Genomic DNA, 13,493 nt, shown 5'->3' with positions numbered 1-13,493 from the left:
GTATTATCAAAGGTTATTGTATAGACAATTTACGAATCACTTTATTTCCGGTATCTGCGACATATACAATTTGTCCGTCGGCACTAACAGCTACACCGAACGGATGATTGAACAACGCGATATCCGGACCGCCGTCTTTATAGCCCTTCATGCCCGGAAGTCCGATAGGAGTAGTTACCATAGCTCTATCCAAGGGCAATTTGGTATCGATTACTCGTATACAATTGTTACCACAATCAGCGATATACAATTTACCGTCTTCGGTAAAGCAGATTTGATGGGGATTATCAAACTTGGCATTCCTCAGCAAACCGTCTTCCCATCCTGCTCCTGCTACCTGTCCTTCCAATATGGCCTTTCCGGCATAACCTTCACCGGGATAGGTGTTTTTGTCTTTACCTTCCAGATTTCCCACATCCACTCGCCATATCTGATTTCCTTCTGCCATCGCGACATAAAGCATATTTTCCTGTCCTTTGACAGGGCTGAAAGCAAGGTATGAGTCACATGCATCAGGTCTGGTAGAAGTTCCGACTTTCTTGAGTAGGAGTTCACAAGTACGGGTGTTCGGTTTTATCCGCACCAGTTGTCCCTTAACCATCACTGTATAAATGTAATGATCCAGCTTATTCACTACAAAGCAGTGCTTATAGTTACCATCGGCAACGTCTTTAGTTTCATCATTCAGCAGCACCGTCAGGCGGCGCGGCGCATAGCTCACGCTTTTGGCCAAAGAATAATATCCCATACCGCCATCTTCAGGAGCGTACATCGTACCATCCAGGTCCGAAAAAGCAGGAGCATTCAGGATGGCTGACGTACCATACTGAAGTACCAGCACAGAATTACTCTTAATGGAAGCCATGACAATATTTCCGTTAGACTGCGCTCCTTTATCATTTTGACAGGTTACAGATGGATAATTGTTTCCTCCGTGCCATACGTGGCGTTCGGTGATAAAGATATTATCCTCGTCATCCAGACTAATGTAGTTGGGCGCCGACAATGTAGAAGTAGCGATGTCTCCTCCTACCGTAGGCTGGTTAGCGTCCGGCGAAGCTTGTCCTACAACGGTAGTCACGCTCGTCTGCGTCTTGTAGATAAATTGCCTTCCGGCTTGTCCTTCATATTCTGTTCCGTCGGGCATTGTTCGGGCAACAAGAAGATTCATTTCTTTCTTGTACGTCAGTCCCGAAGGAACATACAAGTAGATTTTGTTACCATTTGAACTCACCAAGCCCGCCTGGTGCTTTATCCCATCCGCATCTTCGAAATAAACTTTCAGATTGGTAGTGTCTGATCCGAAGTTGCTGCCTTCGACGATCATAGGGGTAGCGATCCCACCGGAATCCGGATAAAATCCGGTCACCTCAATAGGTTGATCCGGATTGAATACTGCACTTCCTATATTCTTACTATCCGAACATGAAGTCAGATAGACAAATACGGCGGCAAAAAATGTCAAAAAAATAGTTCTTTTTTGCATTGTTTTTCTGTGATTAAAGGTTAATAATTAGTTGGGTTAATATGGATAAGTAGAAAACTTACTATTCTATATCTAGGCATTATGATAATGTGGTAGAAATAAGATGTGCATTTTTACTCTAATACGTTTGTTTTTGGGTGTGTATGCTTTATCTTAATATTTAGTAAGTTTAGGAATATATATAGTTGTGTTTGACTGTTATCATTCATTTGTTTTTCTTGGGGGTATTGAAATTTTTAATGAATTCAATCTCTCTTCAGCACTGTTCTGATCTATGCTGAAGAAACGATAATAAAAATTTAATCACTGCCCGGAGGCGGCCTACAATTTCGCATTATCATAAATAATTATTAAGAAATATAGTCGTAATTGACCGATTAGAATAAGTCGCTCTAGAACTTGGTAACCAAAACAATAAAATCATGATAATCAATAATATACATCAATAAAAAGATTATATCTATCTTATTACGATCTGAGTAGTAGAATGAAAAATCAAAAAAAATACCGTTTGCCGATAATTAAAATAAAAAAAACATTGCGTTTACCAATTTTATTAATAACTTTACACCGTCTTAAGTGGCACACAAACTTAATAACCTTTGAAAAGCCTATGAAAACAGGAAAAAATACACTTATTGGTATAAAATTACCAAGTTCTAGAGCAACTTATCCCAATCTGTTAAATATAAAAATGAATCATAACAGCCAAGCACAACTATATATATTCCTAAACTTACTAAATAAAAAAGGTAGTAGATCCCCAAAAGAATAAATGCATAAGAAATAAAATGCACACCTTAATTTCTACCATATATAATAATATTTTCTCCTTCACCAACAATCTCTGGCGAATAGGCCGTAATAAGAAGTAAAGGGTATATTACATAAAAAAAATTCCAGTAACTTGCGATACTGGAATTTTATATAAATCAAGAAAATCTCTTATTCCCACTCAATAGTTGCAGGTGGCTTAGAACTGATATCATAGGTTACGCGGTTTACACCTTTCACCTTATTAATAATATCATTCGAAATCTTACCCAGGAATTCATATGGCAAATGCGCCCAGTCGGCAGTCATGGCATCAGTAGAAGTCACGGCACGCAATGCTACCGCTCTTTCATAAGTACGTTCATCTCCCATGACACCTACAGACTGTACCGGCAGTAAGATAACGCCTGCCTGCCATACTTGATCATACAATCCCCAGTCGCGCAATCCCTGAATGTAAATATCATCAGCATCTTGCAGGATACGCACTTTCTCACGGGTGATGTCTCCAAGAATACGTACAGCCAAACCCGGGCCAGGGAATGGATGACGAGTAATCAGATGTTCCGGCATACCCAACTCGCGACCTACACGACGAACTTCATCCTTAAACAACAGACGAAGCGGCTCGCACAACTTCAAGTGCATTTTTTCGGGCAGACCACCTACGTTATGATGACTCTTGATCACTGTACCTGTTATAGACAATGATTCGATGCAGTCTGGATAAATAGTGCCCTGAGCCAGCCATTTCACATCTTTTATTTTGTGAGCTTCCACATCGAATACATCGATAAAGCCCTTACCGATAATCTTACGTTTACGCTCCGGTTCCGTCACACCTGCAAGCTCTGCAAAGAACTTTTCGCTGGCATCCACGCCAATTACATTCAGCCCGAGGCATTCGTAATCGTTCATCACATTCTTGAACTCATTCTTACGGAGCATACCGTGGTCTACGAAGATACAAGTCAGATTCTTACCGATAGCTCTATTCAGCAAAACAGCAGCAACCGATGAATCTACACCACCGCTCAATCCCAGCACCACTTTATCATCACCTAACTGAGCTTTCAACTCAGCAACCGTACTCTCGATGAAAGAAGCCGGTGACCAGTCTTGCTTGCATCCGCAAACATCAACTACGAAATTCCTCAATATCTGCGTCCCGTCTTCGCTATGGAACACTTCCGGATGGAACTGAACGCCCCATACCTTCTCACCCTCAACCTGATAAGCAGCGATATCCACTTTATCAGTTGAAGCAATCTTCTTAAAATTATCAGGGATAGCAGTGATTGTATCACCATGACTCATCCATACCTGCGTATTCTCACGAACTCCTTTAAACAGCACATTATCCTTGCAGAAAGAAGTCAGATGTGCACGGCCATATTCACGTGTACCGGCCGGTTCTACTTTTCCATTGTTAGTATACGCCATAAACTGTGCACCATAGCAGATACCCAAAATAGGATATTTACCACGAATCTCACTCAAGTCTACTTTGAAGGCATCTTTATCATAAACCGAAAAAGGACTTCCGGAAAGGATGACTCCTTTAATTGTCGGATCTTCTTTAGGAAACTTGTTATAAGGAACAATTTCGCAATACGTGTCCAGTTCGCGTACGCGACGACCAATCAGCTGTGTTGTCTGCGAACCGAAATCAAGAATTATTATTTTCTCCTGCATATCAATGGTTGGATTTTGAATAAATGATTTGCAAAAGTAGAAAAAAGTAGGCAAAAAGATAGAAGAATAAACAGAAAAATCGAAATTTACGAGAGAAATATATCATCGGACAACATAAAATCCGAAAAGGGAAACGATGTCAGAGAGACTTATATATAATAAATAGGAGACTCAAAACAGAATCTCCTATTCATTATACAAGTACTTATTTCTTCTCTTTCAGCAAGTCACGAATCTCAGTCAGCAACACCTCTTCTTTAGTAGGAGCAGGTGGTGCAGGAGGAGCAGCCGGGGCTTCCTCTGCCGCCTTCTTCGTGGTCAGTTTAGTGATCAGACGTATAAATAGGAATATAGCAAAAGCTATAATCAGAAAGTCAAAAGTTGCTTGCAGAAATTGTCCATAATCCAGAGATACGGCAGGAGCAATCTCCTTACCGTCTGCTCCAACTTCAGCCGCTTTCATTACCCATTTCAGATCTGTAAAGTTCACACCACCAACCAATAAGCCTATTGGGGGCATAATAACATTCGCCACCAGTGACGATACGATCTTCCCAAACGCGCCGCCGATAACTACACCGACAGCCATGTCAATGACGTTCCCTTTCATGGCAAACGCCTTAAAGTCTTGTAAAAATGTGCTCTTTCCCATCTTTTTTCAATATTTAATGTGAATTTAATATGCGAATATAAAAACATTTTTGTAATTTTGCACCGCATTTGAAAATAAAACAAATGCGCGAGCTGAGAGATATTTGAACAAATATTATAAAACCCTTAAAAGTTTAAACAAAATGATTAAAGTAGGTATTAATGGATTCGGACGTATCGGACGTTTCGTTTTCCGCGCTGCAATGAAAAGAAACGATATTCAAATCGTAGGTATCAACGACCTTTGCCCGGTAGACTACTTGGCTTACATGCTGAAGTATGACACAATGCACGGTCAATTCGACGGTACTATCGAAGCAGATGTTGAAAACAGCAAATTGATCGTTAACGGTCAGGCTATCCGCATCACTGCAGAAAGAAACCCGGCTGACTTGAAATGGGATGCTGTAGGTGCTGAATACGTTGTTGAATCTACAGGTTTGTTCTTGAGCAAAGACAAAGCTCAGGCTCATATCGAAGCTGGTGCAAAATATGTTGTAATGTCAGCTCCTTCTAAAGATGACACTCCGATGTTCGTTTGCGGTGTAAACGAAAAAACATACGTGAAAGGTACTCAGTTCGTTTCTAACGCTTCTTGTACTACTAACTGTCTGGCTCCTATCGCTAAAGTATTGAACGACAAGTTCGGTATCCTTGACGGTTTGATGACTACAGTTCACTCTACAACTGCTACTCAGAAAACAGTTGACGGTCCTTCTATGAAAGACTGGAGAGGTGGTCGTGCTGCTTCTGGCAACATCATCCCTTCTTCTACTGGTGCTGCTAAAGCTGTAGGTAAAGTAATCCCGGCTTTGAACGGTAAATTGACTGGTATGTCTATGCGCGTTCCTACTTTGGACGTTTCTGTAGTTGACTTGACTGTTAACTTGGCTAAACCGGCTACTTACGCTGAAATCTGCGCTGCTATGAAAGAAGCTTCTGAAGGCGAATTGAAGGGTATCCTGGGTTACACTGAAGATGCAGTAGTTTCTTCTGACTTCTTGGGTGACGCTCGTACTTCTATCTTCGATGCTAAAGCTGGTATCGCTTTGACTGACACTTTCGTAAAAGTTGTATCTTGGTATGACAACGAAATCGGTTACTCTAACAAAGTTCTTGACTTGATCGCTCACATGGCATCAGTTAACGCTTAATTAGAAATCTAAACATATAGGAAACCGCTGCGGAAAACCGTAGCGGTTTTTTTGTCTTCATTTTATATATTGTTAAAAAGCAAGGTATTATCCGTGGTATAACCTACAATTTTAGTAGTTTTGTACTTCTATGAAGAGAATTATGAAGAGATTATTAATAACATTGATACTAGTTTACACCATGAACAATATACTGAACGCTCAGAATCCTTTCTTCGGTCAGTATCAGACACCGCATGGGACTGTGCCCTTTGACCGGATCAAGACAGAGCATTATGAGCCTGCCATCCTCGAAGGAATCAAACAACAGAATGCGGAACTTGATGCGATCATACAAAACCCGGAGAAGGCGACATTTACAAATACAATAGAAGCCTACGAACAATCCGGAAGGCTGCTGGACAAAGTAACTGCCGTATTCGGCAATATGCTTAGTGCTGAAACCAATGACGACTTACAGGCATTGGCTCAGAAAATCATGCCACTACTCAGCGAACACAGCAACAACATCACACTGAATGAGAAGTTGTTTGCCCGCGTGAAAGAAGTGTACGGACAAAAACAATCTCTGCAACTGACCCAGGAACAGAATCGCCTGCTAGACGATATATACGACAGTTTTGTACGCCACGGTGCCAACCTCGAAGGAGAAGCCCGTGAACAATACCGACAACTGACCAACGAACTGAGCAAACTGACACTCGACTTCAGCGAAAACAACCTGAAGGAGACAAACAGGTATCAAATGCTTCTGACAGACAAAGCCAGCATTGCCGGACTGCCGGAAATCATCGTAGAAGCTGCTGCCGAAACAGCCAGAAGTGAGGATAAAGAAGGATGGGCTTTCACCCTGCACGCTCCAAGTTATGTGCCTTTCATGACTTATGCCGACAACCGCGAGTTGCGCCATAAGCTCTACATCGCATATAATACAAAGTGTACACACGATAACGAATTCAACAATATCGAAATCGTAAAGAAGCTGGTTAATACACGCATGAAAATAGCCCAGCTACTAGGATATAAAGATTATGCGGAATATACCCTCAAAAAACGAATGGCTGAAAACAGCGATGCCGTATATAAGCTGCTCAACCAACTATTGGAAGCCTACACTCCCACCGCACAGAAAGAATATCTCGAAGTACAGGAACTGGCACGTGAGGAACAAGGTGATGACTTCATTGTCATGCCCTGGGACTGGAGCTACTATTCCAATAAGCTGAAAAACAAGAAATTCAATATCAATGAAGAAATGCTCCGTCCTTACTTCGAACTGGAACAAGTAAAAAAAGGAGTATTCGGACTGGCAGAAAGACTCTACGGAATCACTTTCCGGAAAAATACGGAAATCCCGGTTTATCACAAAGATGTTGAAGCCTACGAGGTATTCGACAAAGACGGTAAGTTCCTGTCCGTACTGTACACTGACTTCCATCCCCGTCCCGGAAAACGCGCCGGAGCCTGGATGACCAGCTACAAGGAACAATGGATAGATCCCGTAACCGGTGAAGACAGCCGACCGCATATATCTGTAGTGATGAACTTCACCAAGCCAACCGAAAGCAAACCTGCTTTGCTGACTTTCAACGAAGTGGAGACATTCCTGCATGAGTTCGGGCACAGCCTGCATGGCATGTTTGCCAACTCAACCTATCAGAGCCTAAGCGGAACAAACGTATATTGGGACTTTGTGGAACTTCCTTCACAGATCATGGAAAACTTTGCCATCGAGAAAGAATTTCTTAATACCTTTGCCCGTCATTATGAAACCGGAGAAGTGCTTCCGGACGAACTGATACAGAGACTCGTGGATGCTTCGAATTTCAATGCAGCCTATGCCTGCCTGAGACAAGTGAGCTTCGGGCTGCTCGATATGGCATGGTACACCCGCAACACTCCTTTCGAGGGCGATGTAAAAGCCTATGAACAGGAAGCCTGGAAAGACGCACAAGTATTGCCGATAGTCAAAGAAGCCTGCATGAGTACACAATTCTCCCATATCTTTGCCGGAGGATATTCCGCAGGATATTACAGTTATAAATGGGCAGAAGTGCTGGATGCGGATGCATTCTCACTGTTCAAACAGCAAGGAATCTTCAACCGTGAAGTAGCAGATTCGTTCCGCAACAATATCCTGTCGAAAGGAGGTACAGAACACCCGATGTTGCTCTACAAGCGCTTCCGCGGGCAGGAGCCTACCATTGACGCATTGCTGATCCGAAACGGCATAAAGAAACAATACAATTAAAAAAGGAGAGAATTGGACATGAAGAAGAGATTGATACTTAAAGTATTAGGATTGCTGTTATTGCTTCCGATGTTTTCCGGATGTAATGATACGGATGATGTAGCCGGCATCTTCACCGGCAAGACATGGAAACTGACTTATATCACAGTCAAAGATAGCCATCAAATGTTTAATTTTTGGGGAAACGACAACAAAGCCCGCGAACAAAGCATGAAATTGCTTGACGAAACAGGTAGGTATGTAATTACCTTTAATGGAATGGAAGAAAGCAATATCATCATCGGGACCTTAAGTGGCACAGTGATAACCTCTACTTTCACTGGATCATGGTCCGCCAATGGAAAGGACAACCAATTCAATGCATCTATCCAAGGAGGTAATGAATCATCAGATATATTAGCAAAGAATTTTATAGAAGGGCTGAACAACGCAACCTCTTACGGAGGAGATGAGCGAAATCTATACCTTTACTATAAACCTTCCGGTAGCCAGCAGACACTTTCTTTAGTTTTTCACGTTGTAAAATAAAAGACACTCTCATGGACACGGAAAAGAAACAATTGGAACTGGACAAACGTTACATACGTATGGCAAGCATTTGGGCGGAAAACTCTTATTGCCAGCGCCGTAAGGTAGGAGCGTTGATCGTCAAAGACAAAATGATTATCTCCGACGGATACAATGGTACTCCTTCGGGCTTCGAAAACGTATGCGAGGACGAGAATAACCTGACAAAACCTTATGTTCTCCATGCGGAAGCAAACGCTATCACCAAGATAGCACGCTCGAACAACAGCAGCGACGGTGCCACGATGTACGTCACCGCCTCACCTTGTATCGAATGTGCAAAGTTAATCATACAGGCAGGAATCAAACGGGTAGTCTACTCCGAACATTACCGCCTCGAAGATGGAATAGAACTATTAAAACGGGCAGGAATCGAAGTTATCTATACAGAAATGAACGAAGATTCTTCTCCAAACAAATAATAAAACGAACGTTTTAAAAAAAAGGAATAGACATGAGTACAAGAAACTCTTCACGTTTTACGCCTATCATCATAGCTATCAGCGTGGTGGCCGGTATTCTTATCGGTACATTTTATGCCAAGCACTTCGCCGGCAACCGTCTGGGTATCATCAACGGTTCTTCCAACAAGCTGAATGCGCTGTTGAGAATCGTAGATGATCAATATGTAGACACCGTAAACATGACCGACCTCGTGGAGAAGGCTATGCCACAGATCCTGGCAGAACTGGACCCGCACTCCACTTACATCCCTGCACAGAATCTCGAAGAAGTCAATTCGGAACTGGAAGGCAGTTTCAGCGGAATCGGTATCCAGTTTACGATACAGAATGATACGATTCATGTGAATGCCGTTATCCAGGGAGGCCCATCTGAAAAAGTGGGACTCATGGCGGGCGACCGCATCGTTAATGTAGACGACAGTTTATTTGTAGGCAAAAAGCTGAACAACGAACTAGCCATGCGCACACTGAAAGGTCCTAAGGGATCGCAGGTGAAACTGGGTGTCAAACGCGTAGGAGAACCGAAATTGCTGGACTTTACCATCACCCGCGGAGACATTCCTCAAAATACAGTAGACGCTGCCTATATGCTGAACGATGATATCGGTTATGTAAAAGTCAGCAAATTCGGACGGACAAGCCACGTAGAATTGCTTAACGCCTTGGCTCAGCTCAATCATAAGAAATGTAAAGGACTGATTATTGACCTTCGCGGCAATACAGGAGGATACATGGAAGCTGCCATCCGCATGGTGAATGAATTCCTGCCCGAAGGTAAACTGATTGTATATACACAAGGACGTAAATATCCCCGTGCGGAAGAATTTGCCAACGGTACGGGCAGTTGCCAGAAAATGCCACTCGTTGTATTGATTGACGAGGGTTCTGCTTCTGCCAGCGAAATCTTTACCGGAGCAATTCAGGATAATGATCGCGGTACAGTGGTAGGACGCCGTTCCTTCGGAAAAGGACTGGTACAACAACCGATTGACTTCAGCGACGGCTCTGCTATCCGCCTGACTATCGCCCGCTATTATACTCCTTCAGGGCGTTGCATCCAACGTCCTTACGAAAGTGGTAAAGACAAGAATTATGAACTAGACATATACAACCGCTACGAACACGGTGAGTTCTTCTCACGCGACAGCATCAAGCTGAACGAAAACGAACGCTATCTCACCAGCCTGGGACGCACTGTTTATGGTGGTGGCGGTATCATGCCGGACGTATTTGTACCACAAGATACTACCGGAGTCACTTCTTATCTCTCATCAGTAATCAACCGCGGACTAACTCTTCAGTTTACTTTCCAGTACACGGACAATAACCGGAAGAAACTGAGCCAGTATGAAACGGAAGAAGACCTGCTGAATTATCTTCGTCACCAAGGTTTGGTAGAGCAGTTCATCCGCTTTGCCGACTCGAAAGGTGTAAAGAGAAGGAATATTCTGATCCAGAAATCGTATAAACGACTGGAAGCGAATATATACGGCAACATTATCTATAATATGCTGGGACTGGAAGCTTATCTGAAATACTTCAATAAATCGGATGCTACAGTACAACAAGGTATAGAACTGCTCGAAAAGGGAGAAGCTTTCCCAAAAGCACCCGCCGAGACAGAAGAGGAAGTGACGAAAGATAATAAAGATGGAAAGAAAAAAAGAACTGCGCAAGCTTATGGCATCACTGAAGATCCGACACGCATCTTCGACTTTGCAGAAGCTTCAATCAGCTAAAATACTTGCCGCCCTCGAAGCCCACCCGGCTTTCAGGGCGGCAACTACTGTATTGCTCTACCATTCGCTCAAAGATGAAGTAGACACGCATGCGTTTATCCGGAAATGGAGCAATGAGAAACGGATATTGCTTCCGGTAGTTGTCGGTGATGAATTGGAATTACGCCTCTATACCGGTCCCGAGGATATGGCAACCGGCACTTACGGTATTGAAGAGCCTGTTGGAGAAACATTTACGGACTATGCAGACATAGACTTTATTGCCGTTCCCGGTGTAGCTTTCGACCGGAAAGGAAACCGGCTGGGGAGGGGAAAAGGCTATTATGACCGTTTGCTGCCACGTATCCCCGCAGCTTATAAAGCAGGCATCTGCTTCCCATTTCAAATAGTAGAAGAAGTTCCGGCAGAAGCATTCGACATCTGCATGGACATAATTATAACAAGTAATGAGGACGAATTATCACACCCACACCACCCGCTGCCTCCATGCGACAGGGAGTGACGAAGAATTTGTTTTAAGTGCCATCAAAGGCGGCTATCAGGAACTTGGTTTCTCTGACCACACTCCATGGAAATACCATACCGATTATGTATCCGACATCCGGATGATTCCCGAAGAACTGCCGGAGTATGTAGAAAGCCTCCGCTCGCTACAAAAGAAATATAAAGATCAGATCAGCATTAAAATCGGCTTGGAATGTGAATATTTTCCGGAGTATATTCCCTGGCTGAAAGGAGTTATCAAGGAGTATCAGCTGGATTACATCATCTTCGGCAACCACCATTTCCATACAGATGAGAAGTTTCCTTATTTCGGGCGAAATACCCATACGTTAGATATGCTTGAACTTTATGAAGAGAGTGCGATTGAAGGTATGGAAAGCGGTTTGTTTGCCTATCTGGCACATCCCGACCTGTTCATGCGTTCATATCCTGAATTTGACCGTCATTGTAAACTTGTCAGCAGACATATCTGCCGAACGGCCGCCCGCCTGAACCTGCCCCTGGAATATAATATAGGCTACGAAGATTACAACGACGAACATGGAATAACAACCATTCCCCACCCTGATTTTTGGGAAATAGCAGCGCACGAAGGCTGCACTGCCATTATCGGAGTGGATGCCCACAACAACCAATATCTGGAAACTCCGTTCTACTATGACCGGGCAAATGAGACGCTCCAAAAGCTGGGGATGAAAGTGACAGACAGAATTCCTTTCCTCAACGAAAAATAATGTTTGTGATAACCGTAGCCCCTACTCTCTGATTCAGAGTACGCACCAAAAGTTCCCGTCCCATCATCAGTTCCTGACGAAGGGCGGCGGAAGTGAGATGTACATACAGCGTCTGGTTACGGATATAGAGATTACTGGTATAGCTTGCCGCCGGTCCCAACACCTGCGGCCAGGCATCCAGCAACCGCTGCTCATTGAGAGGAGACTCCAGACTCTCCTGACGCAGGTATTGCTGAATCAGTTTTCCTATCTGCTCGGCATCGTTACGTTTCATTGTTCAGCTCCCATTTCATTAATTACACCCTGATCTACGCGAAATACTTTATAATCGCTGCCTACCTTCTGCAGAATACGATCCAGATGTTCACGGTTAGTATCCGTAATAAATATCTGTCCGAAGTTATCACCAGCCACCAGCTTGACAATCTGCTCTACCCGCGAAGCATCCAGTTTATCAAAAATATCATCCAACAGCAATAAAGGGACGGTCTGCCCCGTACGTTTCAAGAAGTCGAACTGTGCCAGCTTCAACGCTACCAGATACGTTTTATTCTGTCCCTGCGAACCTTCCTTCTTGATCGGAAAGTCGCCCAACAGCATATTCAGTTCATCTTTATGAATTCCCCGCAAAGAGAATCCCATAATCTTATCCCGTTCCCGGCTTTGCTTCAGAACTTCCAGTAAAGAAGCATCCCGTGCATGCGAATCATAAGACAGCCCCACCTGTTCTTTATCCTGGGAAATAAAAGAATAAAACGACTGGAAAATAGGAATAAACTCTTCGATAAACGCCTCCCGCTTGCGAAAAACAATTTCACCCGCTTGCGCCATCATCTCCTCCCAAACCAGGAACAATTCCTCTTCTACCGGAAATTCACTTTTTAATAAGGTATTACGCTGTGCCAATGCCTTATTATAGCGTATCAATGCTTCCAGATATTCCTTATCATACTGAGAGATCACGACGTCCATAAAGCGGCGCCGTTCGTCACTTCCTCCGGCTATCAACTCCGAATCGGCAGGCGAAACCATCACTAACGGCAGAAAGCCGATATGATCGGAAAAGCGGCTATACTCCTTTTTATTCCGTTTGAATTGCTTTTTCGAACGACGCTTCATTCCGCAGTAAATCTCCTCTGGTGTGCCATCTTCCGCCTCATAAAAGCCCTGAATAACAAAGAAATCCTGTTCGTGCCGAATGTTCTGCGAATCAATCGGATTACCCGAACTCTTGCAGAAAGATAAAAAGTACACTGCATCCAGCAGATTCGTCTTTCCCATCCCGTTCTGTCCGAAGAAACAATTCAGTTTGGCGGAGAATCCGATCTCTACCTGTTCCAGATTCTTATAGTTTAATATGGATATCCGTTTCAGTATCATTGTATACGCGTTAATTTGTTCACAAAAGTAGCAAGTTTTTCGAGGTTTTCGAGCGTAAAACAAAAAAAGATGCCTCTAAATTTCGTTTGTAGAT

General features: G+C 43.3%; 13 protein-coding genes. 8 read left to right on the top strand and 5 right to left on the bottom strand.

Features of this window, described 5'->3' with window-relative positions; genetic code table 11:
* Positions 1-13 precede the first annotated feature (13 nt).
* Complete coding sequence (locus NBH01_RS06775; protein ID WP_022471522.1) at positions 14-1,486, bottom strand: NHL repeat-containing protein; 1,473 nt, start codon at positions 1,484-1,486, stop codon at positions 14-16.
* A gap of 487 nt (positions 1,487-1,973) precedes the next feature.
* Between NBH01_RS06775 and NBH01_RS06770 the strand changes: the two genes are divergently transcribed.
* The gene (locus NBH01_RS06770) at positions 1,974-2,261 is read left to right on the top strand and encodes a hypothetical protein (protein ID WP_055229305.1); all 288 of its coding nucleotides are present in this window, start codon (positions 1,974-1,976) and stop codon (positions 2,259-2,261) included.
* A gap of 170 nt (positions 2,262-2,431) precedes the next feature.
* Here the strand turns inward: NBH01_RS06770 and guaA are convergent, their stop codons facing one another.
* Positions 2,432-3,955, bottom strand: coding sequence for a glutamine-hydrolyzing GMP synthase (gene guaA, locus NBH01_RS06765; protein WP_008764459.1), 1,524 nt, complete (start codon positions 3,953-3,955; stop codon positions 2,432-2,434).
* 205 nt (positions 3,956-4,160) lie between these two features.
* Entirely contained in the window at positions 4,161-4,607 is a 447-nt protein-coding gene (gene mscL / locus NBH01_RS06760) for a large-conductance mechanosensitive channel protein MscL (protein WP_008759941.1), read from the bottom strand.
* 142 nt (positions 4,608-4,749) lie between these two features.
* On the opposite strand from mscL, the gene gap reads away from it, so the two are divergent.
* The 7 genes from gap (at position 4,750) to NBH01_RS06725 (ending at position 12,019) form a co-directional block, all read left to right on the top strand.
* Positions 4,750-5,760 carry a type I glyceraldehyde-3-phosphate dehydrogenase gene (gene gap / locus NBH01_RS06755; protein ID WP_016268477.1) on the top strand — a complete coding sequence of 337 codons (1,011 nt, stop codon included), beginning with the start codon at positions 4,750-4,752 and terminating at the stop codon, positions 5,758-5,760.
* A gap of 181 nt (positions 5,761-5,941) precedes the next feature.
* Positions 5,942-8,011, top strand: coding sequence for a M3 family metallopeptidase (locus NBH01_RS06750; RefSeq protein WP_072066208.1), 2,070 nt, complete (start codon positions 5,942-5,944; stop codon positions 8,009-8,011).
* Positions 8,012-8,029: 18 nt separating this feature from the next.
* Positions 8,030-8,539, top strand: a complete 510-nt coding sequence (locus NBH01_RS06745) for a DUF4847 domain-containing protein (protein ID WP_048692200.1) — start codon at positions 8,030-8,032, stop codon at positions 8,537-8,539.
* Positions 8,540-8,550: 11 nt separating this feature from the next.
* A complete protein-coding gene (locus tag NBH01_RS06740) occupies positions 8,551-9,000 on the top strand; it encodes a dCMP deaminase family protein (RefSeq protein ID WP_008759937.1) in 450 nt (149 codons plus the stop codon).
* Positions 9,001-9,032: 32 nt separating this feature from the next.
* A complete protein-coding gene (locus NBH01_RS06735; protein WP_048692196.1) occupies positions 9,033-10,781 on the top strand; it encodes a S41 family peptidase in 1,749 nt (582 codons plus the stop codon).
* Complete coding sequence (locus NBH01_RS06730) at positions 10,723-11,283, top strand: 5-formyltetrahydrofolate cyclo-ligase (RefSeq protein WP_008764455.1); 561 nt, start codon at positions 10,723-10,725, stop codon at positions 11,281-11,283. The genes NBH01_RS06735 and NBH01_RS06730 overlap by 59 nt, the downstream gene beginning before the upstream one ends.
* Complete coding sequence (locus NBH01_RS06725; RefSeq protein ID WP_072066207.1) at positions 11,228-12,019, top strand: histidinol-phosphatase; 792 nt, start codon at positions 11,228-11,230, stop codon at positions 12,017-12,019. Before NBH01_RS06730 ends, NBH01_RS06725 begins: the two co-directional genes overlap by 56 nt.
* On the opposite strand, the gene NBH01_RS06720 is transcribed toward NBH01_RS06725, so the two are convergent.
* Positions 12,006-12,293, bottom strand: a complete 288-nt coding sequence (locus NBH01_RS06720) for a DciA family protein (RefSeq protein WP_008764453.1) — start codon at positions 12,291-12,293, stop codon at positions 12,006-12,008. The two genes, NBH01_RS06725 and NBH01_RS06720, sit on opposite strands and share 14 nt — an antisense overlap.
* Complete coding sequence (recF, locus tag NBH01_RS06715) at positions 12,290-13,399, bottom strand: DNA replication/repair protein RecF (RefSeq protein ID WP_008759932.1); 1,110 nt, start codon at positions 13,397-13,399, stop codon at positions 12,290-12,292. The genes NBH01_RS06720 and recF overlap by 4 nt, the downstream gene beginning before the upstream one ends.
* Between the last annotated feature and the right edge of the window lie 94 nt (positions 13,400-13,493).

This window comes from Bacteroides sp. B1-V-101 (assembly GCF_023656585.1).
Lineage (GTDB): Bacteria > Bacteroidota > Bacteroidia > Bacteroidales > Bacteroidaceae > Bacteroides > Bacteroides thetaiotaomicron.
This window is presented reverse-complemented; position numbering and strand designations above follow the sequence as displayed.

What these genes read in the sequence shown, in the direction of transcription:
- NBH01_RS06775 (WP_022471522.1), bottom strand. Translation starts at nt 1,486, where the DNA reads ATGCAAAAAAGAACTATTTTTTTGACATTTTTTGCCGCCGTATTTGTC.
- NBH01_RS06770 (WP_055229305.1), top strand. Translation starts at nt 1,974, where the DNA reads ATGAAAAATCAAAAAAAATACCGTTTGCCGATAATTAAAATAAAAAAA.
- guaA (WP_008764459.1), bottom strand. Translation starts at nt 3,955, where the DNA reads ATGCAGGAGAAAATAATAATTCTTGATTTCGGTTCGCAGACAACACAG.
- mscL (WP_008759941.1), bottom strand. Translation starts at nt 4,607, where the DNA reads ATGGGAAAGAGCACATTTTTACAAGACTTTAAGGCGTTTGCCATGAAA.
- gap (WP_016268477.1), top strand. Translation starts at nt 4,750, where the DNA reads ATGATTAAAGTAGGTATTAATGGATTCGGACGTATCGGACGTTTCGTT.
- NBH01_RS06750 (WP_072066208.1), top strand. Translation starts at nt 5,942, where the DNA reads ATGAACAATATACTGAACGCTCAGAATCCTTTCTTCGGTCAGTATCAG.
- NBH01_RS06745 (WP_048692200.1), top strand. Translation starts at nt 8,030, where the DNA reads ATGAAGAAGAGATTGATACTTAAAGTATTAGGATTGCTGTTATTGCTT.
- NBH01_RS06740 (WP_008759937.1), top strand. Translation starts at nt 8,551, where the DNA reads ATGGACACGGAAAAGAAACAATTGGAACTGGACAAACGTTACATACGT.
- NBH01_RS06735 (WP_048692196.1), top strand. Translation starts at nt 9,033, where the DNA reads ATGAGTACAAGAAACTCTTCACGTTTTACGCCTATCATCATAGCTATC.
- NBH01_RS06730 (WP_008764455.1), top strand. Translation starts at nt 10,723, where the DNA reads ATGGCATCACTGAAGATCCGACACGCATCTTCGACTTTGCAGAAGCTT.
- NBH01_RS06725 (WP_072066207.1), top strand. Translation starts at nt 11,228, where the DNA reads ATGAGGACGAATTATCACACCCACACCACCCGCTGCCTCCATGCGACA.
- NBH01_RS06720 (WP_008764453.1), bottom strand. Translation starts at nt 12,293, where the DNA reads ATGAAACGTAACGATGCCGAGCAGATAGGAAAACTGATTCAGCAATAC.
- recF (WP_008759932.1), bottom strand. Translation starts at nt 13,399, where the DNA reads ATGATACTGAAACGGATATCCATATTAAACTATAAGAATCTGGAACAG.